Consider the following 25,143-nt stretch of genomic DNA (forward strand, 5'->3'; position numbering starts at 1 on the left):
GTAGAGTGTAGATTAGTTCAATTGGGAGTAGCGGCTGGGTGTTGAGTAGAATAGTTCTTTAGAAGCAGGGTGCTGTCTATTTGGAATGTTAATCATACAAGGTGCCAAAGTGCTGGCACCACTTCAAATTTCATTTCTTGTATATATCTCAGAACTTCTAAATCCCCCGAGGAACCACTCCCACCGCGACACCGCAAGCAGCAAAAAGAGCGAATCCCCAAAGGAATTCGCCCACTCCACAAACTACTACAATCCCGCCGCCGCATAAACCTTGTCGAAGCCAGCCTTAGACCGCTCCGCCAAGAGCTCTGGCGAATCCGTCGGCGCTTCCGCCGTCAGGATCTCCTGCGCCACAGCGCCGGTGTAGCCAATGCGCTTAAGGCCTTGCAGGAAGCCGGCCAGGTCGATGACGCCTTCCCCCGGGTAGACGCGCCCGTTGTCGAGCACTGCCTCTACCGGCACGTCCGGCGCATCGTTGATGTGGACGTGCACGATCTGATCGACGCGAAGCCTCTCGATATCCGCGACAGTGCCCCCCGTCGTGTACCAGTGGTACGCGTCGAACAACAAGCCCACGCCCGGCTCACCGATCGCATCGATCCAATCTAACGTTTCATCCATCGTCCAGATGAACGGATGCTTCCACCGCGTCCGCAAATGATGCGGACCGACGAACTCCAGCCCTAGGCGGATGCCGTAGGCGCCTAGGATTTGGGCGCACGTGCGCAATCTGCGCGTCGCGAGCGCCATGAAGTGCGCTGCCCCCAAGTCCGTGGAGGGCAGCACATACGTGCAGCAGCTCGTGCAGCCGAGCGCTGCTGCCGCTTCCGCCGCTTGGGCTAGCTTCGGCAGCCCCTCGCGGAACACCTCTTCCGTGGAACGCCATTCCACGGGCAGACCGATCGAGCCGACCACGAGGCCACGGCTCTCTAACAATTCCCGCGCACCCGCGACGGTGTGCGTTTCTACGAGGCTCACAACGTCGATATCGACCGCTTGGAAACCATATTTTGCAGCTAAATCAATGAATTGCTCGTTGCTCTCAATCTTGCCAAGCCCTGCTCTCGTTAATCCTCTAAGCATCGAATCATCCTCCAAATAGTTTCTGTTATTCGCCTGTTCTTTTAATCCCAGTTCAACTTCACTTCACTGCCAGTCCGCGAAGACTCGTAGATCGCATCAAGAATCAAATTGTTCGTATAACCAGAAAGCGCGGAAGTGATCGGCTGCTTCCCTTCACGAATACAGTCTAGGAAATGCTGGCTGAGACGCAGGCGCTCACCTTCATCATTTTCAGGCTTTTTCAGCTCGGTTTCGATGGCACGGTTGAACTTCTCTGTCAGCAGTTTACCCGAAGGTCCCTTGTAGCTAGCTCCGCCATCTGAGCCCATGAGGTGTACGAAAGGTGTGTTATCCGTATCCATGTGAACCGCCCAGCTTACTTCCAGCGTCAACGTGCTGCCATCTTCCATGCGAATAAGCGCTGTCGCCAAATCCTCAACATCATAGTAACCATTCCAGTTCGGCTTGCCCCATGTACCAATCCCTTTGCGGCGCGGCCCAAATTCTGCATACGTTGCCCCAACGACCGATACAGGCTTCGGATTCCCCATCAAGTAGAGGGCAAGATCCAACATATGAACACCGATATCGATCAAAGGACCACCGCCGGACTCGTCCATTTTCGTGAACCAAGTTCCCCAGCCTGGGATTCCTTTGCGGCGGAACCAGCCCGTTTTAGCCGTGTAAATCTTGCCTAGCTCACCCGCTTCGACCTGCTCCTTAATTTGCATAGGAACGGACTCCCAGCGCATTTGGTGACCGATCATGACAATCTTATTTGACGCTTTGCTTGCTTCATATATTTGTTTGGCCGCTGCAGCATTAATGCCCATTGGCTTCTCGATCAGTACATGTTTGCCTGCTTCAATCGCTTGCACAGCAAGGGAAGCATGGTATTGATTCGGCACGCCAATAATGACTGCGTCGACATTTGCGTTTTGGATAAGCTCCTCCGGTGTGGCTGCCACATAAGCAATGCCATGCTCTTGCGCTTTCGCTTCAGCTAAAGGCAAGTAGGCATCCGTAATCGCTGTAATTTCACAGAGTCCCGCCAGCTTCGAAAACTCCCGAATATGAACGCCGCCAATATTTCCTGCACCGATAATGCCAATTCTAATTTTGTTAACGCTTTCCACGATTCGTTCCTCCTCATTAGTAAACGCTGTTGAACCTGTTTTTATGATAAAATAAGTTCATGAAGAAGTCGTACCGTATATTCGGAAAACGTCCCATTTTTTCGAAGGAGCCTTGACTGACCATGACGTATTTTCCAGATTACTTAAAAACATACCCCAACATGCACTCGCCATTCCCGTTTCATCTCAGTCGAAATACATTAGAGCATGGTTTTCGTGCACATCGCCATGATTACCTTGAGTTCTCTTATGTGGTGGAAGGCCGAGGCGCAGAGATGATTAATGATGTGAAACACATCATGGCACCTGGCACGTTTACCTTTGTGCTGCCCTATCAAGTGCATGAGATTTTTACGGATCCGGGTCAAAAGCTAGTTCTCTTTAACGGCATGTTCAGTATGGATCTGCTCATGGAGCCGGGGAATGATCAGGGCTTATCTGATTTATTTAATGACGCTAATGATTTACCAGCTTATGTACAATTTGAAGAGGCCGAGCAGACGAAGATGACGGCTCTCATCGAAGATATGTTTAAGGAGTATCACGGCGACGAGCGTTACAGGCAGACCCTGCTGAAGGCCAAATTGAAGGAGATTCTGATCCGCTTCGATCGGCACCGATTCCAGCACATTGGACAAGAAGAGGCTGTGAGCACTTCAGCCAAAGCTTCCTCCAAAGCCAGCCAAGCCGTGTGGCCGATCATTCATTATATCCATCGGAATTATCAAGAGGATCTTGCCTTGTCCGATCTTGCTGTACGCTTCAAGATGAGCGTCTCCCGCATTAGCGAGGTGATTAAGCAAACGACAGGACAAACCTTTGTCCATTTTTTGCATGATCTGCGCTTACGCCACGCTTGCAGTCTGCTGGTCTCCACTGACATGAGTGTCACGGAGATCGCGCTGGAGGTTGGGTATGGCTCGTACAAGACGTTTTCGCGGATTTTCAGGGAAAGTAAGGGCATCGTGCCGAAGGAATATCGGAAGGTCGAGCATGGGCGTGCGGTGAGGTAAAAAAAGTGACCCACAGCAACGGGCTGCGGGTCTAAGGTTTATATATTAAAAGGGGGTCGAGATTTAGTATAGGCTTGTAACCTTAAATCTACCTGAAATTCAGATTGCAGCCGTATTACATTTACATGACGGCATATTGCCGATCGATTAGGACTTCAGCACACGGCTCGAAACATCGCTAATCTGCTTTAATTCCCCATCCGTCAGCTTGAACTGCATGGCCTTCACATTCTCCTCCGCATGGTGCGTCTTCGACGCTCCAGGGATCGCAAAAACCGTCTCCCCATGTGCATGGATCAACCAATTCAGTGCAATCTGTGTTGGAGACGCATCATATAGTTGAGCAAGCTCGTCCAGCTTGTCGATCAGCGGCTTCGATTTCTGCAGCCCCGAGGTACGGAATGCCGCAGTGAATTTACGCGGACCCTTGATCGCTTTCACGAGCGCCGGATTCTTGTGGAATTTTCCGCTCAGAATACCTTGCTCAAGCGGCGAATACGCAATGATGGCGATTCCCAGCTCCTGCGCGGTTGCCATGATGCCATTGTGCTCGATGCGGCGGTCCAGCAAGCTATATTTCACTTGGTTGGATACGAGACGAAGTCCGTGCTCCCGCAGGACGCGGTCAGCTTCACGCATTTTGTCCGCTGAAAAATTACTGACACCTACGTTCTTGATTTTCCCCCGCTTCACCAGTTCCGCCATTGCGTTCATTTCCTCGCGAACAGACGAGAATGAAAAAGGCTGATGCACCTGATGCAGCTCAATCGTGCGATTCTCCAGCAAGCGAATACGCTCGTCAATCGTGTTTGTGATGCTGCTCGCTGTGCGAAGCAAAGGCCACCACTTGGTAGCAATGTGCGCGCCGTCAGCTAAAGGCCCCGCTTCGCGCAGCGCTTCCGCTAGCATTTGCTCCGATTGCCCTTTTCCGTAAACTTCCGCTGTATCAAACCAGTTGATCCCGCCTTTGAGACTCGTCTGAACGATGCTGCGCACATCTTCTTTCTTCAGCACCGGCCAGAACTTCCCAACCATGCCTTGACCATTGCTGAATTGCCAGCAGCCTAGGCCAAGTGGCGACAAGGCCAGCGTTGAGCTGCCTAGCTGCCTGCGTAATGCTTCCCCCACCATACTTTTCACCCATTCCTTGATAGCTTGTAAGTCTTGCATTGATTATACACAATATTACGGGTAATCACCTTCCTTACAAACCTAAAAAAACTCAGGCTATCGAAAACATCTCGACAGCCTGAGCTTTATCATCCTATTGGTAATCCTTCGCTTTTTTCACTAATTCATCATACGCCGCTTCCGGTGTAATTTTACCAAACATCACTTTCTCACCAATATCTTTAAAGTCCTTAGCCGTGTAGTTGCTCCATCCCTTAGCACCAGGATTAAATGGCTGCGCATCCGGAGCTACACTCTTGATCAGCTCGATTTGCTGTTTATCCGCAGGCGTTAGCTTCGGTGTCAAATAGTCGAGAACCTTTTTGGAAACGGGCACACCACGCGTTGTCGTCAAAATATCCGCTGCTTCCGTATCGTTCACAAACCAGTTGATAAACGCCTTGGACGCCTCGATATTCTTGGAATCCGCACTGATGGACCAGAACATGGAAGGCTTCAGAAAGCCACTTGCCTGAGCACCTTTAGGCTGTGTAACAAATTTATATGCGCCTGGTTTCACGCCATCAAAGCCAGGCAACAGAGCTGCGAAGCTGCGCTTCATCAAAACCGTATCGTTGTTCATCAAATCCATCTTCGCATCGGATTCTTTATCCGTTGTTGCAACATCTGGAGGAGGCACAACGCCTTCTTTGCGAAGGTCAGCATATTTTTTCAGGTACGAAATGTACGTATCTTTGTCCAAGTTGAACTTGCCATCTACAGTCACCGGGTAGCCCTTGCCTTGGCTTGTCTGGTAGGAAGCATAGACTGTGTAATCATTCGACGCATCCATTAACGCATATTTATCTTTCTCCAGCTTCGCTTTTGCATCCCTGCCGAATTGGAAGTATTGATCCCATGTCCAACCATTGGCCGGAGCTGTGATGCCAAGCTTATCTACTGCATTCTTGTTAAATAGCATGCCCGTAGCATTATTTCCTAGCGGAATCGCATACAGCTTGTCTTTATATTTACCGGAGTCAACCAACGACTTATCGATATCCGCCGTATTGATGCCTGAGGCTAAATCCACGAGCTGGTTTCTGCCGCTATATTCAGCTAACCAAGCCGGGTCCATCTGGATGATATCAGGCGCATTCTTCGCCGCAGCTTGCGTAGCCAGCTTATCTGCATAGCCATCAAACCCAGAGAATTCCGGTTCAAAGGTGACGTTCGGATGTTTCTTCGTATAAGCCTCAAGAGCCTTCAAGGTAGCATCGTGTCTGGCTTGTGAGCCCCACCATACAATACGCAGCTTTACTGGCTTATCGCTAACTGCTGCAGCACCGCTGCTAGGTTTTGCAGATTCGCTAGAATTAGTAGTGCTGCCGCAAGCGGCCAAGCTTACAGCAGTAAGAGCTGTAATTGTGAGTAAACCCCATCTTTTTATCTGCTTGTTCATCATTCTGTTAACCCCTTCCTGTATTCAGGTCCATGTGGTCAAAGCCTTTCCGACGATAGGAACGAAGGTAACGAACAACTCCATTCATCAGCAGCGCTTATAGCTTCATTATATAAACCGAAGGGCACAATCAAAATAAGAGTAATGAACACATTTCTATCACAATCGAGCACAACTTATCTCTCATTTCTTGCCGAGCTCGCTAGGATTCATACCGTAATGCTTTTTGAAAATGGAACTGAAATATGCCACATTTTTGTATCCTACTTTTTCTGAGATCTCGTAAATCATATATTTGCCTTCCGCCAGCAATACCTTGGCTTTCTCCAGCCTTAAGCGGATCAAATAATTGGTGAACGTTTCTCCCGTTGCTTTCTTGAACATACGGTTTAAATAATTGCGTGATAAATATAGCTGCTTGGATAAATCCTCCAGCGCGATTTCCTCGGCATAATGCTCATGTGCAAATTGAATCATGAAGTCGATAGCTTCCTTATGCTTGGAATGCTCGCTCCACCCGCGTTGTGAAGAGATGCCGGAGATTTTGTTCTCAAGCCATGTGCGGAGCTCCTCGATCGTGAGAATCTTCGCAATTTCCTGGCTGGCTGGCAGACCTGGGAACAGATCGTCAAGTACTACTCCCGTGCTATATAATGAATAGGCTAAAATAGTCCACAATTCCGAGCATAAGTATTGCAGATATGCTGGCGTAACCAAAGGCATTTGGCGTAGCTGCTCTAAGTAGGCATGGGCGATTGCAAGCGTCTCCTCCTCTTTGGCGTATACGATCGCCTCAGCCAGCTCCTGGTAAAATTTAATAGGCCGTATCTTAACATCGGGCTCATCTGTATCGAAATCGGAAGGCGGAGTGCCCTGCCCTTCGGTCAACGTTTGCTGCAGCAGATCCAGAAAGGCCTCCTCCGTGGAGTCGGAGAGTTGCCTCCAGTCCGCCTGGACACTGCCTATTCCGATACGGATGCTCAGCTTCAAATAGGTCTGAGTACACTCCGTGATGTACGCTCCAATTTGCCTTATACGCTCTCGCGCCTCAGCGTCCGATTGATCTAAAGGGATGTGAAAAACGATGGCAGCATGATGACTATGCAGCTCGATGAACTCGGATTGCGGCCAATCCCGCTCCAGCACTTCACAGATGATGTTCGCTAGGGCAAATCGGAACAGGCTCCAGTCCGTTAACGTCAAATTCGAAACACGGTTCGTTCCCATCAGTTCGATGCCCATAATCAGGTGCTTCTGCCTGAGCCACACTTTCTCGTCCATCGACTCCATGCTTTCCTCACCTATAGACCGCCCCAACGTGCCTGTGACGACCGACTTCAGCCACTCCTTCTGCACGAAGGGCTCGTACATTAGTAACCTGCGCCGCGTCTCTTCCTGCTCCAGCTTCTCCAGTTCCTTGTTCTCCAGCTCACGGATGACCCGCTCCAGCACACCGCCAAGCTCATCCATCGTGACCGGCTTCGACAAATAATCACTTACTTGCAATCGCAGCGCCTGACGCGCGTATTGAAAATCGGAATATCCGCTGAGAATGATGATTTCCCCCGAGAACCCATCCTGCTTCAGCTGCTCGATCATCTCAAGTCCGTTCATCACCGGCATGTAAATATCCGTAATAATAATATCAGGGCTCGTTTCCTTGACCTTGAGGAGCCCCTCTTGGCCATCCATCGCCTCTCCAGCCCATTCTGCCTCTAGGCGCTCCCATGGAATGGATTTCTTCATCCCTTCCAGCACTTGAAAATCATCGTCAATGATGAGTACTCTCCACATGAAATGTCTCCTCCACCTCTGATTTATTACGCAGAACCGGCAGCAGCAGAACTACTTCTGTTCCACCCTCCAGCCTGTCTCGCATTGTGACACCGTAAGGCTGTCCGAAGTAGGCGGCGATCCGCTCCATGACATTTCTGACGCCATAGCCTCCGGTTTTGCGCGGCTTTGGCACATCCCAGCCTGACTGCAGCCCTACGCCATTATCGGCAATGATAATTTCCACATCATTTTCCTTACGTCTAAGGGCGATGTGAACTTCGCCAGTCCTCCTGCCATGAAACCCATGAATGAACGCATTCTCCACAAAAGGCTGTATCGTTAAACGCGGAATATATAAATCCTTCAGCTCTTCTTCTACATCTATGGTGTAATGGAGACGTTCTCCCCAGCGAATTTGTTGAATTTGCAGGTAGCAGTCCACATGCGTCAGCTCATCCCGAATCGGAATGACCGTCTCTCCATTGGAGAGGCCGATACGAAACATTTTGCCCATGAGCGAGACGATTGTACTGATTTTCTCTTGTCCGGAATCGATCGCAATCCAGTTCAACTGATCCAACGTATTATATAAAAAATGGGGATTAATCATCGCCTGCAGCGCCAAGATTTCCGCTTCCCGCTGACGCTTATGCTGCGATTGCAGCGATTGCAGCAGTTCATCGATTCGCTCCATCTGTCGGCGGTAGCCGTTAAATAAGCTCCCGAACTCGTTCATATAGTCGGTAGGCAAATCCATTGCCGCCCCTGTCGCAGGCACACGTCCCATTCGCGCAAGTAATAGACGAATCGGCTTCGTAAATTGTTTGGATAGAAACAGCGTGAAGAAGGCAGTGATGCATATGGCTGTTAGACCGACGGATACTAATATATAGGCCAAACGGATACTACCGTGCACGATATCTTTCCATGGCGTGATTTCAATCAGCATCCAGTCCGAGCGTACCTTGCTCCATACGAGCAGCGCCCCTTCACCTTGATTGTCTGGCAAATGGATGTAATTCGACGTGCTCTCCTTACTGCCGACCAGTTGCAGTTCCTCTTCACTTAATGTCGGCTTGCCAATCGTCGCGATCATCCTGTTGCCGGCACCTAACAGCAATCGGTTCTTCTCTTTGCCGTTGGCTTCTCCACGAACTAGTCCTTCAATCGCAGTCGCTTTCACATTTAGCATCAATAGCCCATAGTACTTATCGGAATTATTATATAGCTTGCGAACGAAGCTGATGAATCGTTCCTGCCCCTTGTTGGTCGGGAGCATTCGCTCGCCAATCCAGGTGAAGTCGGATTTTTCAATCTCCGAATACCAAGGCTCATCTCGTACATGCGCCATATCGAGAATTTGCACAGGAGCCTGGGGATCCGTCATGGTCGGATTGTCCATATATAAATAGATGGACTGCACCATGGTCGTGCTGTAGGTAATACTAGCCAGCATCCGCAGCATATCGTCCCTTCGACGAAACCGCTCGAATAAATCCTTTTCCAATGGATCATAGCCGATCGTATTCAGATTGCGGGATGCCGCAAGTGACATTTGCTCAATCGATTTCAGCTGAATATCAATCTGTTTATTTAGCTCATTAAGGATATCCTGCTGGTAGTAAGACGACGTGTCCGCCAGCTCGCGGGACGTCATGCTGTAACTAATCCATGTAAAGATAAGCAATAGAATCGATATAAAAGAAGCGAAGCTCCCGAAAAACAAGCGGTCAATCCGCACGCGTTTGAATAAGTTCATTAAGGCTCTCCCTTCAGACGGCCATGCATATAGCAAAAAAGCTGCACAACACCGCAGCTTCTTAGCTTACTTCACAAATTTTAACCCTTCACTGCACCGGAAGCAATGCCGTCTACGAAATGGCGTTGAGCCATAAAGAAGATAATTAACGAAGGAATAACCGATACGAGTGACATCGCCAGCAGTTGACCCCAAGGCAATGCAGACTGACTATCTACAAACAATTTGAGCGCAAGGCCAACTGTGTATTTGTCCACGGAGTTGATATACAACAGGTGACCGAAGAAATCGTCCCAATTCCACAGGAAGCAGTAGATCGCCACCGTGACAAGTGCAGGCTTGGTTAGCGGCAGCACGATGCGCCAATAAATGCCGAACCAGCTGCAGCCATCTATTTTGGCCGATTCATCTAGGTCCTTCGGAAGGCCTCGAATGAACTGAATCAGCAGGAAAATAAAGAACGGTCCGCCAATGCCTCCCGCTAATGCGTGGGGGACATAGAACGGCAGGTACGTATTAATCCAACCGAACGTATTAAACATAATGTACTGCGGCACCAACGTCACCTGACTAGGCAGCATTAACGTGACCATGAGGATGGAGAACCAAAAATTTTTAAGCGGAAAGTCTAGACGGGCAAAACCGAAAGCAACGATACTGCAAGAAAGCACGGATGTAATTAGCACGCCAATGATAAGCTCGAAGGTGTTGATGTAGAAGTGCGTGAACGTGTATTTCGGGAGAGCGACCCAGCCTTCCGTGAAGTTGCTCCACAGCCACTCTTTCGGAAATAGGGTTGGCGAGCTCATCTCGTCATTGGATTTGAATGCAGCGCCCACCCACCACAGGATTGGATAGACCATAAGAATACTGAATATCGCCAAAAAGAGATGAGAGCCGAATGTCCGTCGTTGCAATGTAGTCATTTCTTACGGCCTCCTTCTGTCTCGTAAAATACCCAATAACGGGAAGATGCGAAAATTAGGGCTGTCGCGATGCCGATAATAACAAGCAAAATCCAAGCTAATGCAGAGGCGTAACCCATATCGTAGCGAGCGAAGGCTCTTTCATACAAATACAGGGCATACATGTACGTAGAGTTGATTGGTCCGCCTTTTGTAATGATGAAGGCCTGCGTGAACATTTGGAACGAACCAATCGTCTGCAGCACTAGATTGAACAGCAACACTGGAGACAGCATTGGCAGCGTAATGTTGAAAAATTGTCTGAGCTTCGACGCGCCATCGACCGATGAGGCCTCATATAGCTCCGCTGGAATTTGCTTCAGTCCTGCAAGAAAGATGACCATGGAGGAGCCGAACTGCCACGCCACCAAAATAATTAAAGTACCGAGAGCCGTACCAGGACTGCTGATCCAACTGATCCCTTCCACGCCAAAAATACTCAGAAACTTATTGATAAAGCCATCGATTCCGAAAATGTTTTTCCATAGTACAGCGACAGCAATACTGCTTCCGATCAGAGATGGCAAGTAAATCAATGTACGATAGACAGAGATACCCTTAATGTTTTTGTTAAGCAGCATCGCAACCAACAAGGCGCTTATCAGCTTTAGCGGCACCGAGATGACAACGAACATTAACGTGACATAGAGGGACTGTCTGAACGTTTCATCATCCGTAAAGATACGCTCGTAGTTGCGCATGCCCACCCAATCTGGAGCGTCCAATAATGTAAACTTCGTAAAGGAATAGTAGAGTGAGCGGATCATCGGCCATAAGGTTAAGAGTAAAAAACCAAGCAGCCATGGGGAAATAAATAAATAACCTGCAAAAGGCGATTCCCAGCGACCCTTCCATCGGAAGGCAGAGACCCGCTGTTGAGCCTGTTTACTGGAATGTGTCTTAGGTTGTGTACGCATATCGGGCTCACCCTTTTCTAAAAGTAATTTCGTCTACCTTCAGTATAAAAGAGCCTATCCGCCGCGAAAATGAGAGGATTGAACACAACTTCAACACAATCGAACACAATCACCGTTCACGTACAGCTTAATTTCCTTTTTTTATTCACCTTGGGGAGTTGTTTGCTTCCTATCGTTTATAATAAAATGTAAGAAGCCAAATTCATATCAACAAAAAAAGTTCAATAGAAAAGGTGTCATTCATGAGCATATTAAATGTAGAACGACTTAGTCACGGCTTTGGAGATCGCGCGATCTTCAACGATGTATCCTTCCGCCTGTTGAAAGGCGAGCACATCGGACTCATTGGCGCAAATGGTGAAGGAAAATCCACCTTCATGAACATCATCACCGGGAAGCTTCAGCCGGACGACGGGAAAGTCGAATGGTCCAAGCGCATGCGCGTTGGTTACCTGGATCAGCACGCGGTGCTAAGCAAAGGAATGACGATGCGCGATGTTCTCAAGGGAGCATTCCAATACCTGTTCGATATGGAGCAGGAAATGAACGATATGTACGGTCGCATGGGCGACGTTTCTCCTGAAGAGCTCGAACGCCTGCTTGAGGATGTAGGAACGATTCAGGATACATTAACCAATCAAGATTTTTACATGATCGATGCCAAAATCGAAGAAACGGCCCGCGGTCTGGGTCTGACAGATATCGGCTTAGATAAAGACGTGAATGATTTGAGCGGTGGGCAGCGTACGAAGGTATTGCTTGCGAAGCTGCTTTTGGAAAAGCCAGACATTCTGCTCCTCGATGAGCCGACGAACTATTTGGATGAGCAGCATATCGAGTGGTTGAAGCGCTATCTGAATGACTATGAGAATGCGTTCATCCTCATTTCCCATGACATTCCGTTCCTGAACAGCGTAATCAACTTGATTTACCACATGGAAAATCAAGCGTTGAACCGCTACGTCGGCGACTACGATCATTTCCTAGAAGTTCACGAAATGAGAAAATCGCAGCTGGAGTCCGCGTATAAGCGCCAGCAGCAGGAAATTTCCGAGCTGAAGGACTTCGTCGCACGTAACAAAGCGAGTGTTGCCACGCGTAACATGGCGATGTCCAGACAGAAGAAGCTCGACAAGATGGACGTTATCGAGCTTGCGAAGGAAAAGCCAAAACCGCAGTTCAACTTCAAGGAAGGCCGCACGTCTGGTAAGCTCATTTTCGAAACGACTGACCTCGTCATCGGTTATGACTCACCGCTATCCCGTCCGTTGAACCTCCGCATGGAGCGCGGCCAGAAGATCGCGCTTGTCGGTGCCAACGGGATCGGTAAAACGACGTTGCTGCGCAGCATTTTAGGCGAAATCCCTGCGTTGTCTGGCTCCGTGCAGAAGGGTGAAAACCAACAGGTTGGTTATTTCCAACAAGAAATTAAAGAGTCCAATAACAACACATGTATCGACGAGGTGTGGAATGAGTTCCCTTCGTTGAATCAATTTGAAGTACGCGCGGCGCTTGCTCGTTGTGGACTAACAACCAAGCATATCGAGAGCAAGATCGTCGTACTCAGCGGTGGCGAGAAAGCCAAGGTCCGCCTGTGCAAGCTGATCAACCGTGAAACAAACCTGCTCGTACTCGACGAGCCGACGAACCATTTGGATGTCGACGCGAAGGATGAACTGAAACGTGCGCTTCAAGCGTACAAAGGCAGTATCCTGCTCATCTCCCATGAACCGGATTTCTATCGCGATGTCGTGACAGATACTTGGAACTGTGAGAATTGGACGACGAAAGTATTCTAGGCTATTAAGCGAGAATCTTGAATCTTAAATCCCCCTCGATCTCCTAGGATCGCAGGGGGATTTTTCATTAGCGGCAAGTTACACTGCGCAGGGACCACCTGTCGCCTCCAAACTGGACAAACTTCTCCAAAAATGATACATTATGTATCAAAACTAAAAAACTCAACATATCCCCTGCCCTAAAGCAGTACGCATCCGAATCGACCACGGAAAGCGAGGAACTGTATGCTTGTTTTGCGAACCTTATTTCAGAGTAAACTGCTGGTATCATTGCTCATTCTCTGCTTTTTTGATGCGCTATTTACCGATATCGGCCTGCAGCTAGCTTTCATAAAAGAAGCTAATCCGTTTATCCGCAAGCTCTACGAATGGCATGTCATCGCTTACTATCTCGTGAAGCTCATTCTCCCCGTTGTTTTAATGTTCATGTATCCCTATATCCGTCAGAAGCTCTGGGTACACCCCTGTTTAACCCTTGCCGTCATGGTTTATGCCGCTGTTAATCTGTATCATATCGTTTGGCTATCCTATCGACTAACTTAACTCACCAGCAACATCTCACCCGCATTGATACAAATCGCAACAAAAACATAGAGGCCTGATGTCCGCCAACCGACTCTCTCGGTTTAACGTCAACATCAGGCCTCTCAGTCTGCTTAGCATCCAGCAACTCTCGCTACATCAATCTCAATGGATCTCGCTTAACGCCTCAACCTCGCTGCACTTCCCCACAATGCCGTCGATCTCATGCTGTATCCGTTTCAAAATAGGGAAGATCTCCTGCGATTCTAGGCCATTCTCCAGTTCTTTCTCCATGGCGAGCACCTCATTCACTAGCGCTTCCGCATAGAAATTCACGGCAATCCCTTTCAGCGTATGGATCTTCCTTTTCACTGCGGTCAGCTCCCCGCCGACAATAAACGGTGCGAGCTGCACACTGAAGCCGCTGTAATCTTGCTTGAATTTCTCCATCATATACTGGAAGATATGCAGCTTATGATCAATATTCCTCATCAATTGCTCCGTACCAACACCTTGATACTGATGTAACCAGCTCGTCTGCACCCATTTCTCCAGCATGTCGGTCAGCTGACGCTCCGTGATAGGCTTAATGAGCAGATCATTCATGCCCAGCTTGAGCAGCTGCATACGATCCTGCATGAGCATATTCGCGGTGAGCGCTACGATCGGCACAAGGTTCAAGCTCTTACGCTGTCTCAACTTCTGTGTAGCTTCGTAACCATCCATCTCAGGCATATGAATATCCATGAGAATCAGCTTCCACGCTTGCTTATCAGCCATTTCTAATGCTTCTAGGCCATTGTGCGCCATTACCGCGTGATAGCCTAATTGCTTTAATTGCTCCGAAATGACAAGTTGATTGATTTCATTATCCTCTACGACGAGTATGCTCCCTTTGGATGCAGCGACCTCGCTCTCCACCCGGTCATTCATCGACATAGACTCCCTTGCCATAGAGCGTGTCTCCCTCCGCGCTAATCCTTCGATAACCAGCTTCAGATTAGCTCTGCTCACTGGCTTCACAAGTACGGCATCAGCCTGCAGCGCTTGTGGCAGCTCCGACATTTGTTCCCTGCCGTCGAGTGTCGTATAGGCAATTATCCTCGTGTGTGAGCGGTCAATCGGCGCCATAACTCGCTCTAAGCCATCTTGATATTGGAGCTCCTCCATCTGCATATCCAGAAGCACATAGTCAACTGGCACCGCGTTCCAAGCATCCCGTTCCAAAGCAGTAACTAAATCTGTCGCTGTCGTCACAATATCTGTCTGCAAGTGCAGATCTCCCAACAATTCAGCGATATGTCCCGCCACAAGGGGATGATCCTCCGCAATTCGAATTCGTTGACCCTGAATAGTCGTACCATTCTTGTGCAAATTAGCTGGCTGCGTTTCCTCTATTGCAATTCCCTTGCCTAGCATCAAGCTGAAGTAGAATCGGCTGCCTTGACCGAGAACCGAGTCTACCTGCAAAACACCACCCATGGACTGCACCAAATGTTGGCAAATCACAAGCCCTAATCCTGTCCCGCCATATCGCCGACTCATCGACGTATCTGCTTGTGAGAAAGGGACGAACAGCTTCGAGAGCTGCTCCTTGGAGATCCCAATGCCCGTATCCTCCATGGCAAATGAGAGCAAGTAACCCTCCTCGGACGTTTCCTCCAGAGAGACCTGCAGCCTCAAATAACCTCTCTTCGTGAACTTAATCGCATTATTCGTCAAATTGATGAGCACTTGTTCTAATCGGAATGGATCGCCATTGACCAAATCAGGGAGTTTCTCTGACGTATCAAGCATAATCTCAATTCGTTTTTTTCCGAGCGAAACACTCGCTAGATCCGCTACCTTTTGGAGCGATGACGTTAGAGAAAAATCTACGGTTTCTAGCGACATTTTGCCTGCTTCTAGCTTCGAGAAATCGAGAATGTCGTTAATCGTAGCGAGTAGAACATTCGAAGAGGCATCTATTTTGCTCAAATAATCCTGTTGGATCGTCGATAGCTCTGTGCGTTGTAAAAGCAGTGACAACCCGATGATCCCGTTCAGCGGCGTGCGTATTTCATGACTCATCCTAGCTAAGAATTGACTCTTGGCTCTATTGGATTGATCCGCTTCTTCCCGCTTCTTCAAATCCGTAATATCGTGAACCGTTCCCGTTACACCATCGACTTCCGTTTCCCCATCTGTGAACAGGGGGGACAACGTGACATTATATGCATGCTCCGATCCATCCGGATGCTGGAGGTGAATACCGAACTGCTGCGTTTTCCGCTCCACAATCGCTTGTTCGAAACTCGTCTCCCACTTCTCAGGCTCGTCCATTTGGACCAAATCCGTTAACAGCTTCCCTTTCACCTGCTCGGCATCCATGTCGTACGTAACATACATTTTACTATTGGACGAAGCTATTGTACCATCCAGACGAAACCGGAAAATGAAATCCTCAGAATTCTCGACCAAAGTCCGATACTGCTCATCCCTGGCCTTTGCTTTAATTAAAGCGGCACGGTGCTCTGTAACATCACAAGCAGATCCAATTAACTCTGTCACATACCCGAATTTATAAATTGGCTGGAGGCTCACTAGAATCGTAAACCCATTATGTTCATACTCGTAGTTAACGCGTTCCCCCTGCCATGCTTTCTCGTAGTATTGCTTGATTCGAGCCAAGAAGGGTTCTTTAAAAATAGTGACCTCTTCAAGTTTTTTGCCAACAAATTGACTGGGACGTAAACCTAGCATGTGCAACAGTTGACCTTCGATTACGATGTAAACGTATTCATCTCGATGCTTATGGACCTTAAACGTAAATCCGGGCTGAGAGCGCATCATATCGATCAGCTCTTCCTCCACTTGTCGAATCTGCTGCTTATATTCCCGACTGCGAACCATATACCGCATGAAGCAAGCAATGACAAAAACGCAGATTAATTGGTAGCTAATATATTTCCAAATGACGCTCAGCGACGTCCCATATACAAACCAAATCAGCGCATAATAAAAAGTAAAAAAGAATGTCGATCCACACAACCATTTCATCCAATAAGACCTTAGTTTAGCGAATATGAGGCCAGTCCCTGTAACGGCTGCGAAACCAATCAAGAGCAGCGGTACATCAATCGTACCTTCAACAATGAATCTCCCTACCCATAAACAAATAAAGGTAATGAATAAAGAGACCATGCCCCCCATATAGGCAGCTAACAACAACCCGACACCGCGAAAGTTAAGACTGACCTGCGGAGCCATCTGAATACTGAAATTCATCAGAAGGACAACAAGCGCTCCATGCGCCACACCTATATACATTTTATTCATCCAGGTTGGCCGCTGATCTAGCTTCATAAGAAGAAAGAAGTGTTCTACAAATACGACAAAGACGGTTATTAACGCAAAATTGATAATCAAATCACGTAACAGAGGAATCACCAACCCGTTTCTGACTCTATTGAGAGAATCTCTATCGAGGCCATCCAAGTATAAGAACCTCGATTCGATGTGTTTTAGTAAACACTTCATTATTCTACCATTTTATCTAGGCTAGTTGAAACAACATTTCTTCAATATATCCAACTTCTACTGGTTTACTATAATAATACCCTTGAACGAAGCGGCAGCCGTACTCGCGTAACACTTGCAGCTCTTCTTCCGTTTCGACACCTTCCGCAACAACGACGAGTTCCAGATGCTTGGCCATTGTCAGAATGGTATTCACGATAACCGCATTCACTTCTCCGTGCTGTAACCCTTTAATAAAAGATTTATCAATTTTCATTTTATCTACTGGAAAATCACGTAGATAGCCTAGTGAGCTGTAGCCTGTACCAAAATCGTCCATAGCAATGCGGAGACCCAGCTGCTTCAGCTTCCCAAGCGAATCCGCGGCAAGTCTAGCATCTACACTTAAGCTCTCCGTAATTTCGAGTTCCAAATACTTCGGATCCAAGCCGGTTTCTTTTAGAATCCCTGCAACGGTCTTGCTCAGATGGCAGTCATTGAACTGTTTTCTAGATAAATTAACGGCTACGAACATGGGAGGAAGACCTGCCAACTGCCATTTCTGATTTTGAGTACAAGCTTCTCGCAGTACCCACTCGCCGACCTTGTGAATGAGTCCACTTTCTTCTGCAATCGCAATAAACTCAGCTGGCGGTACATTGCCTAGATAAGGATTGTCCCAACGAAGCAGACACTCCAATCCAACAACACAGTTCGTATCGATATCAACAACAGGCTGATAGACAAGTTTAAACTCCTGCTTAACGATCGCTTTGCGTAAATGAAACTCAATATCCATCCGTCGCTGCAGCATAGCTCCATTCGTTACTGGAATGCTAACCTGCGAGTTGTCGGTATGTTCTTCTGAATGTTCTGCGGCGGGATACACGCCTTTGATACCATTCTGAACGGCTACTTTACACCGCTCCAGGAAATAGTCGGTAACTCCCTCACCCTCCAAATCTTTAACTAACATCTCTTTATGAAAATAATCGACTGCACCAAAACGCATCGCTTGGATCGTTTGAATTGAACCTTCTGATGTATGTCTACTCAGCATCATCACTGGAATAGGACTATGGTCCATGATGAGTTGGAGTGTCGTAAGTCCCATTAAATCAGGTAAGTCCATATCAATAAGAACCAGATCTGGCTTCACACGCAACATAGATGCCAATGCAGCACTGCTATGGGCTACAACTCCTACCAGTTCAAGCTGTTCATCCTGCTCCAATATAGTCTTAATGACCTCCTGAGTGTGCTCGGATATACTCACCAACAGTACTCCGCACCTGCCTGTAAGACCCATTGTCTCACCACCTCTTTAAACCTATCATACTTATAGGCTCATTTTACTTTCCACTTATTAGGTTAATTGCTTATCCTCTATGAATTTATTAACTATATTTTGCTAATAATTTACTAATAATTTTTATGTTTTCTTAATTGAAAACGGTTTACTCTTAAAATTCGACAGCGTATAATAGAATTATTAGCTAAATATTAGCAACATCACTCACCTCTTCACTTTTTACGAATTTCAATTAGAAACTATGCGTTAGGGGGGACTTCTAATGGACAGAGTTCTATTAATTGAGGACGATGATATTATCGGTGAGATGATCTGCATGTATCTTAAAGAGGAAGACTTCTTAGTTCTCAGGTGCCACAATGGACAGGAGGGCCTAGCAGCCCTGCACGAATTCCAGCCAGATCTGATTTTACTAGATTTAATTCTTCCAGACTTCGAAGGTACAGAGCTATGTAACTCCCTGCGAGGACTGACATCCGTTCCGATTATTATCATCTCTTCAAATTCCAAAGTCAGTGAAAAAATCGAAGCTTTTACCGTTGGTGCCGATGATTATTTATGCAAACCATTCAGTATGCATGAAATGAAGGCCCGCATCCAAGTCTTATTACGTCGCTTCAAGAAGGAACTACCCGCCGAGCAGCAGCCTGTTCAATCTACCCCGATTCGCCAACGGATTACCGTTCCCGCTATGGAGCTCCAAATTAATTTAGAAAAACGCACCTTGCACGTACGAGGTGAATCGATCGAAATGACCTTCTCTGAGTTCGAACTCATTCGATTGCTAGTTGAGCACCCTGAACGGGTATACCGTCGCGAAGACCTGATCAATGCTTTACGCGGATTCGATTCCTACATAAATGAACGTGCGATTGATGTTCACATCACCAATTTGCGCCGAAAAATTGAAGTCAATCCCAAAGAACCCAAATACATAAAAACCGTATGGGGCGTAGGCTACAAATTTGTAATCTAACCCAACTTCATATAGACCCAATCCAATGATGGAAGGGTCTTTTTTTTGCTATACGCTTTTATTCACTGCACGGTTTCTTAAAGAACTCCACACGATCCATCACCTGAGCAATGGTAAACTGCCCAAGGTAATCAATGGTTCGCTGTTCGGCTTCCACTAATATTTTCTCCAGCTCTGCGTCCAGCTGTACGCCTGCTTCACCGCATTCAGAGTCTCCCTCAGTCTCAACACAACAAATACTAACTGACGAGTATACGTCGCCGAGCGTAATGTCTTCGGCCCGCTTTCGCAGCTTATATCCGCCTTCACGCCCGCCTTTGGATTCAACAATCCCTGCATCAGCGAGTGACTGCATCACTCTGCGCATGAAGGTAGCGTGTGAATCCACCATACTCGCGATATTCGCACTAGAAAGAAGGCAACCACTATTGGCTAACCAGACAATAGCATGAACGGCAATTTTAAAACGTGGAGGACCAATGTTCACTCCGCGATTGGCAGTACTCACACAACACACTCCTATTGATCAGCAGCACTCGTCAATGCCCCGTTTAATACCCCCATTATAGCATCACCATAAAGCGCGATAAAGTCACTTGTTCGACTTAGACAAGCCAATTCGCTGTAACGTGTAAATCCCTGAATGCCCGGAGAACAGATAACTCAATATACAGGCCATGAACATATAGATGATACCTTCCGAGCCGAACAGCTCGATGCCCATGATGAAGCAAGCAAGAGGCGTATTCGTAGCCCCGCTGAATACCGCGATAAGCCCAAGCGCAGCCAAGAATGGCGCGGATAACCCCAACAGATCGGCAAGCGAATTGCCCATTGTGGCGCCAACAACGAACAAAGGGGTCACTTCCCCGCCGAGAAAACCAGCTCCGAGAGTTAACGCGGTAAAGATGGTTTTCCATAAGAAAGCCAAATGGGCCACTGGCCCTTCAAACGATTGCTGTAATAGCGGTATGCCTAGCCCAAGGTAATCCCTCGTTCTGAACACCGCGACCAATGCAATGATAACGAGACCGCCGACGAAGGCTCTCCACACAGGATTGGTGATAAGCCGCGTGTATAGCTTTTTCATCCCATGGGTCAGCTCGCTAAACAGGATGCTGGCTAGACCAAATAGGATGGAGGCCAACACCACCTTAAGCACGACCCCTGTGGATAACCCAGGCACAGCCCCCATGGCATAGTGAATATGCTGAATCCCCCACGCAGTGGTGACCAGATTTGCTACGAAACTAGCGATAAAGCAAGGAATAAGCGCTTGATACCGCATCATCCCCATCGCAGCCACTTCCAAGCCGAAGATGGTACCGGCAAGCGGCGTGCCAAACACTGAGCCAAACCCGCTGCTGATGCCGCACATGAGCAGGATTTTTCGATCATTTTCGTCTACCTTAAATAATCGTCCAATCCATTCGGCAAAGCTTCCCCCCATTTGAACAGCCGTTCCTTCGCGGCCCGCTGATCCCCCAAATAGATGCGTGACTAAAGTACCGATGAGCACCAGCGGCGCCATACGTAACGGAATCGTCTCCTTGCCTTCATGCAGCTGTTCGAGGATCAGGTTATTGCCCCTGCCCGCGTTTTTACCGATTTTCAGATAGACATAAGCCATCAGCGCCCCGCCTAAGGGTAAAAGAAACAACAACCACGGATGGCTCATTCGCTTCTCCGTAACAATATCTAAGCTGGCTAGAAACAGTGCGGAAGCTGACCCCGTTATGATGCCTACGAGGCTCCCGTAGAAAATCCATTTTAGAAATGAACCAATAAGTGCAACATGCATGAATGTAGCGGCATGCTCGAATGCCTTACGAAATTTCATCGTACATCTCACCCCTCATGGAAAGGCTTAGCTCTGCAGAGGACCGACGCGATCCATCAGATGCTTGCTTTCCGCGTTCAAGCCAATGATCGTGACGGATTTGTTGATTTGTTCGTATTTTTGCATGGTTTTGGCAATCGCCGTAACGGCCGAATGATCCCATACGTGGGAAGCGCTGAAATCGATTGCGATGTTGTCTGGGTCATTTTTATAATCAAAAAGCTCTACGAAATGCGCCATCGTCCCAAAAAACAGCTGTCCCGTTATCCGATACACTTTCGTCCCATTCTTCTCTATCGTTGCATGCGCCTTGATTCTAGCTGATCGCCAGCCATACACCAATGTGCTTAACGCAACACCAGCTACCACACCTATCGCCAAATCAGATGTAGCCAATACGATGGCAACGGTCACGATCATCACTAACGCATCGCTCCGTGGAATTCTAGCCAACGTTCGTATCGAGTTCCAATCGAAGGTCCCGATCGACACCATGAACATTACGCCAACCAGCGCGCCCATGGGAATTTGCTTTACAACATCGCCGAGAACAAGAATAAGGAAGAGCAAAAACACACCGGAAACGAACGTCGACAACCGAGCTCTCCCTCCGGATTTCACATTGATGACGGTTTGTCCGATCATGGCACAGCCTGCCATTCCGCCGAATAACCCTGAGACCACATTCGCGATCCCTTGGCCTTTTACCTCTTTATTTTTATCGCTTTTGGTCTCTGTCATCTCATCGACGATCGTGGCTGTCATCAGTGATTCCGTCATACCGACAACCGCAAGTGCTAAGGAGAACGGCAGCATGCGCCAAATCAGTTCGAATGACCAATCCATTTGTGGAATATGGAAAAAAGGCAGCTCTTGCGTGATTTTGCCCATATCCCCTACCGTCCGAAGATCCAGATGCAAGCTCATGGAGAGGACCGTCATCACAATAATAGCTACCAGCGGTGAAGGTACCGCCTGCGTAAACCTCGGTAGCACATAGATGATAACGAGCGTTCCCGCAATCATCAGCAGCATCTGCCAATTCGCTCCCTTAAAGCTTGGGAACTGCGCCATAAAAATGATAATCGCCAGAGCATTCACGAATCCCGTCATCACCGAATGCGGGATAAAGGTAATGAACCTGCCGAACTTCAAAGCCCCCATCACATACTGGAGAACGCCTGTCAGGATCGTCGCGGCGAATAAATATTCGATCCCGTATTTCGCAACGATCGGCCCCATCAAGGAAGCCATAGCCCCAGTAGCGGCCGAAATCATCCCTCTGCGCCCACCTACGATAGATATTGTCACCGCGATACAAAATGACGCATATAACCCCACCATCGGATCTACGCCCGCTAAGATGGAAAAGGCGATTGCCTCAGGAATGAGTGCCAATGCCACTGTTATCCCCGCTAGAACATCCTTACGGACGTTCGAGAACCACGCCATTTTAAACTTTTGAAACAACACCTTAACCCCACTCCTTACTGCTTTATTACCTTTCAAGTCTCTGAAAAGTCACGTCCGCTCGTCAACTTGTCTCATTATACACAAATCGTCGGCAACCCTCTAGACCAAAAAGAAAAGTACAGCACACTCCAAATTAAGGAGCATACTGTACTCATATTGTTTGCATTCTTAAGTTGCACTTACAGACTTGCGGTTGGTAACAACTTCTGTTACTTCTTCCTCTGCTTGACCTACACGTTTAATAAAGAAGGAAAGCACCAAGCCAACAACTGCAATTCCAATAATAACGAGGTAAGAATCGTTAATACCCTGAATCGATGCCTCTTTAATCATTTCCTTCGTAGCAGTTGCTGTTTTACCTGCAGTCATTAACTCGATAACATGCGATTTGGTTCTTGTCGTCATAACTGTGACCAGCAGAGCCGTACCAACGCCGCCCGCCACTTGCTTGATGGTATTGGAAATCGCTGTACCATGCGCATTCAGTCTTGCTGGCAATTGGTTGAGGCCCGCCGTAGTGATTGGCATTAAGAATAGCGCCATCCCTAAGCGTCGTCCTGTGGACATGAGAACTAAATACGTATAACTTGTAGAATCCGTTAAATTAATGAATCCAAGTGTGGTTACGATCGTAATGATCATACCGATAATGGACAACCATTTTGCTCCGAACTTATCAAACAACTTACCGGCCACTGGCATCATGACACCCATGAGCAGCGCCCCAGGAAGCATTAGAATACCAGACTCTAACGCGGTATAGCCGCGAGCATTTTGCAAATACAACGGAAGCAGCATCATATCCGCATACATGACCATCGTAACTGCAATGTTAATTAACGTCGTTAATGTAAACATGTTGTGCTTGAAAGCTCTAAGATCTAAGAGTGGATCTTTGATAACCAGTTGGCGCCATGTGAATAGGATTAGTGCAACTACACCGACGATAATCGATACGATAACTTCTGCGCTTGACCAGCCTTTGCCGCCAGCACTACTGAAGCCGTAAAGAAGGAAACCGAATCCGATCGTTGAAAGAATAGCTCCCCATGTATCAATTTTAGGATACTGACGTTCAGATACATTTTTCAAATACATAAATGCGACACCGATCACGATAACAACAAATGGGATAATGCCATAGAAAAGTACACGCCATGAATAATGCTCTAAGATATAACCAGCAATTGCAGGACCGACAGCAGGCGCGAAAATGATAGACAGACCAACCATCCCCATCGCTGCACCGCGCTTATCTGGCGGGAAGATCGTCAAAATAACATTCATAAGAAGCGGCATGATAATACCAGCCCCAGCTGCTTGAATCAAGCGACCCGTGAGCAATACCTCAAAGCCAGGTGCTACGGCCGATACAACGGTACCGATGAGGAAAATAATCATCGAAGCTTGGAAAAGCTCACGCGTCGTAAAGCGTTGCATCAGGAACGCTGTTATCGGAATTAAAACGCCGTTAACCAACATGTAACCAGTAGTCAGCCACTGGGCAGTTGAAGCGGCAATGCTGAATTCGGTCATAAGCGGCGGCAAGGCAACACTCATAATCGTCTGATTCAGAACGGCAATGAACGCCCCAAGAATCATAACAAACAGAAGTGGACCTTTCTTAATAGAACTAGGATCAAAAGCAGTAGGTTTACTCATCTCACATATTCCTTTCAAATTCGACTTCTAACTAATTGACAATGTGTTGTATAATAAACTTGATGTAAATAGTATTATAGTCATCTCTCCTAAAGTTCACAAGCAACAGCTTTTTTATAAATGTTTATTAGTTTACACTTCCAGTAGATTCGTCGTTTATCTATTACATTATCTACACAGATTGCAGAAATTGTCGTATATCCTATAAGGGGGAAGGAAGGATCGCTCATGTCAACAAAACCACAACGTGTAGACCCGCGTGTACTCCGGACACGTCAATTGATTCGAGATGCCTTTATCGAGTTACTTCAGGAGCTTGAGTTAGAGAAAATAACGGTGAATCGCATTGCAGAGCGAGCGACGATTAATCGGGTTACCTTTTATCTTCATTATCAAGATATCCCGGATATGCTCGATAAATTGGCCGAGGACATGATTAACGAAATCCATGCCATTTTACATAAAGCTTCCGAACTTCCAAGTGATAAAAAGCAGGTCCTGCTTCATGTCCTTGAGCATATCGCAGCGAATTCAGATTTTTACAAGGTTCTGCTCGCTTCTAAGCGGATACCTGTATTTACAGAACGACTCATGCAGCTGATCTCCGACTACATCACTACTCGAATGGAGCAGCTCGGTTCTTCCTCAACGAAGGGTATACAAAAAGACATCGCGATCTGGTACGGCTCCTCCGCCATCATCGGTACAATTGTCTGCTGGCTTCGCAACGATTTACCTTACACACCTGCGTATCTGGCCTCCCAGCTTGGCGAGTTACATCGTCTTCCAAGACCAGAAGCTGCGGCAAACCCCAAGTCATAATGAATAGGAAAAAGCCCTCGATCCTCTTCTCGGAGGTAT

19 protein-coding genes are annotated in these 25,143 nt (G+C 47.6%); 5 read left to right on the plus strand and 14 right to left on the minus strand.

Translation table 11 applies throughout. The features are described 5' to 3' along the window. Window positions 1–246: 246 nt before the first annotated feature. Complete coding sequence (locus AC58UX_RS13850; protein ID WP_497253497.1) at window positions 247–1,083, minus strand: sugar phosphate isomerase/epimerase family protein; 837 nt, start codon at window positions 1,081–1,083, stop codon at window positions 247–249. A gap of 41 nt (window positions 1,084–1,124) precedes the next feature. Then, window positions 1,125–2,198, minus strand: a complete 1,074-nt coding sequence (locus AC58UX_RS13855; protein ID WP_497253499.1) for a Gfo/Idh/MocA family protein — start codon at window positions 2,196–2,198, stop codon at window positions 1,125–1,127. 122 nt (window positions 2,199–2,320) lie between these two features. Here AC58UX_RS13855 and AC58UX_RS13860 point away from each other — a divergent pair, with 122 nt between their 5' ends. Then, window positions 2,321–3,211 (plus strand): helix-turn-helix domain-containing protein, encoded by an 891-nt coding sequence (locus AC58UX_RS13860; protein ID WP_497253501.1) that lies wholly within the window; start codon window positions 2,321–2,323, stop codon window positions 3,209–3,211. Between the two features lie 147 nt (window positions 3,212–3,358). Here AC58UX_RS13860 and AC58UX_RS13865 read toward each other — a convergent pair whose 3' ends face one another. The 6 genes from AC58UX_RS13865 to AC58UX_RS13890 all read right to left on the minus strand — a co-directional run bounded on the left by AC58UX_RS13865 (window position 3,359) and on the right by AC58UX_RS13890 (window position 11,200). Next, window positions 3,359–4,381, minus strand: a complete 1,023-nt coding sequence (locus AC58UX_RS13865) for an aldo/keto reductase (RefSeq protein ID WP_497253503.1) — start codon at window positions 4,379–4,381, stop codon at window positions 3,359–3,361. A 94-nt stretch (window positions 4,382–4,475) separates the two neighbouring features. Beyond that, window positions 4,476–5,783, minus strand: coding sequence for an ABC transporter substrate-binding protein (locus AC58UX_RS13870; RefSeq protein ID WP_497253505.1), 1,308 nt, complete (start codon window positions 5,781–5,783; stop codon window positions 4,476–4,478). A gap of 183 nt (window positions 5,784–5,966) precedes the next feature. Beyond that, entirely contained in the window at window positions 5,967–7,577 is a 1,611-nt protein-coding gene (locus AC58UX_RS13875) for a response regulator transcription factor (protein WP_497253507.1), read from the minus strand. After that, window positions 7,555–9,318 (minus strand): sensor histidine kinase, encoded by a 1,764-nt coding sequence (locus tag AC58UX_RS13880; RefSeq protein WP_497253509.1) that lies wholly within the window; start codon window positions 9,316–9,318, stop codon window positions 7,555–7,557. Before AC58UX_RS13880 ends, AC58UX_RS13875 begins: the two co-directional genes overlap by 23 nt. 80 nt (window positions 9,319–9,398) lie before the next feature. Then, complete coding sequence (locus AC58UX_RS13885) at window positions 9,399–10,244, minus strand: carbohydrate ABC transporter permease (RefSeq protein WP_497253511.1); 846 nt, start codon at window positions 10,242–10,244, stop codon at window positions 9,399–9,401. Further along, the gene (locus tag AC58UX_RS13890; protein WP_497253513.1) at window positions 10,241–11,200 is read right to left on the minus strand and encodes a carbohydrate ABC transporter permease; all 960 of its coding nucleotides are present in this window, start codon (window positions 11,198–11,200) and stop codon (window positions 10,241–10,243) included. Before AC58UX_RS13890 ends, AC58UX_RS13885 begins: the two co-directional genes overlap by 4 nt. Window positions 11,201–11,442: 242 nt before the next feature. On the opposite strand from AC58UX_RS13890, the gene AC58UX_RS13895 reads away from it, so the two are divergent. Next, on the plus strand, window positions 11,443–12,999 hold the full coding sequence (locus tag AC58UX_RS13895) for an ABC-F family ATP-binding cassette domain-containing protein (protein ID WP_497253515.1): 1,557 nt from the start codon (window positions 11,443–11,445) through the stop codon (window positions 12,997–12,999). Window positions 13,000–13,224: 225 nt separating this feature from the next. Next, the gene (locus tag AC58UX_RS13900) at window positions 13,225–13,542 is read left to right on the plus strand and encodes a DUF5658 family protein (RefSeq protein WP_497253517.1); all 318 of its coding nucleotides are present in this window, start codon (window positions 13,225–13,227) and stop codon (window positions 13,540–13,542) included. A gap of 144 nt (window positions 13,543–13,686) precedes the next feature. Here AC58UX_RS13900 and AC58UX_RS13905 read toward each other — a convergent pair whose 3' ends face one another. Beyond that, a complete protein-coding gene (locus AC58UX_RS13905) occupies window positions 13,687–16,929 on the minus strand; it encodes a response regulator (protein WP_497253519.1) in 3,243 nt (1,080 codons plus the stop codon). 127 nt (window positions 16,930–17,056) lie between these two features. After that, on the minus strand, window positions 17,057–18,328 hold the full coding sequence (locus tag AC58UX_RS13910; RefSeq protein WP_497253521.1) for an EAL domain-containing protein: 1,272 nt from the start codon (window positions 18,326–18,328) through the stop codon (window positions 17,057–17,059). A gap of 265 nt (window positions 18,329–18,593) precedes the next feature. Between AC58UX_RS13910 and AC58UX_RS13915 the strand changes: the two genes are divergently transcribed. After that, the gene (locus AC58UX_RS13915) at window positions 18,594–19,307 is read left to right on the plus strand and encodes a response regulator transcription factor (protein WP_497253523.1); all 714 of its coding nucleotides are present in this window, start codon (window positions 18,594–18,596) and stop codon (window positions 19,305–19,307) included. Window positions 19,308–19,365: 58 nt separating this feature from the next. Here the strand turns inward: AC58UX_RS13915 and AC58UX_RS13920 are convergent, their stop codons facing one another. The 4 genes from AC58UX_RS13920 to AC58UX_RS13935 form a co-directional block, all read right to left on the minus strand. Beyond that, window positions 19,366–19,815, minus strand: a complete 450-nt coding sequence (locus AC58UX_RS13920; RefSeq protein WP_497253525.1) for an Rrf2 family transcriptional regulator — start codon at window positions 19,813–19,815, stop codon at window positions 19,366–19,368. 84 nt (window positions 19,816–19,899) lie between these two features. After that, window positions 19,900–21,147 carry a voltage-gated chloride channel family protein gene (locus AC58UX_RS13925; RefSeq protein ID WP_497253527.1) on the minus strand — a complete coding sequence of 416 codons (1,248 nt, stop codon included), beginning with the start codon at window positions 21,145–21,147 and terminating at the stop codon, window positions 19,900–19,902. Between the two features lie 27 nt (window positions 21,148–21,174). Next, the gene (locus AC58UX_RS13930) at window positions 21,175–22,617 is read right to left on the minus strand and encodes a SulP family inorganic anion transporter (protein WP_497253676.1); all 1,443 of its coding nucleotides are present in this window, start codon (window positions 22,615–22,617) and stop codon (window positions 21,175–21,177) included. 171 nt (window positions 22,618–22,788) lie between these two features. Next, complete coding sequence (locus tag AC58UX_RS13935) at window positions 22,789–24,282, minus strand: DHA2 family efflux MFS transporter permease subunit (RefSeq protein WP_497253529.1); 1,494 nt, start codon at window positions 24,280–24,282, stop codon at window positions 22,789–22,791. Window positions 24,283–24,510: 228 nt separating this feature from the next. On the opposite strand from AC58UX_RS13935, the gene AC58UX_RS13940 reads away from it, so the two are divergent. Beyond that, complete coding sequence (locus AC58UX_RS13940; protein ID WP_497253531.1) at window positions 24,511–25,104, plus strand: TetR/AcrR family transcriptional regulator; 594 nt, start codon at window positions 24,511–24,513, stop codon at window positions 25,102–25,104. Window positions 25,105–25,143: the final 39 nt, after the last annotated feature.

It is taken from the genome of Paenibacillus sp. J22P90 (assembly GCF_059692195.1).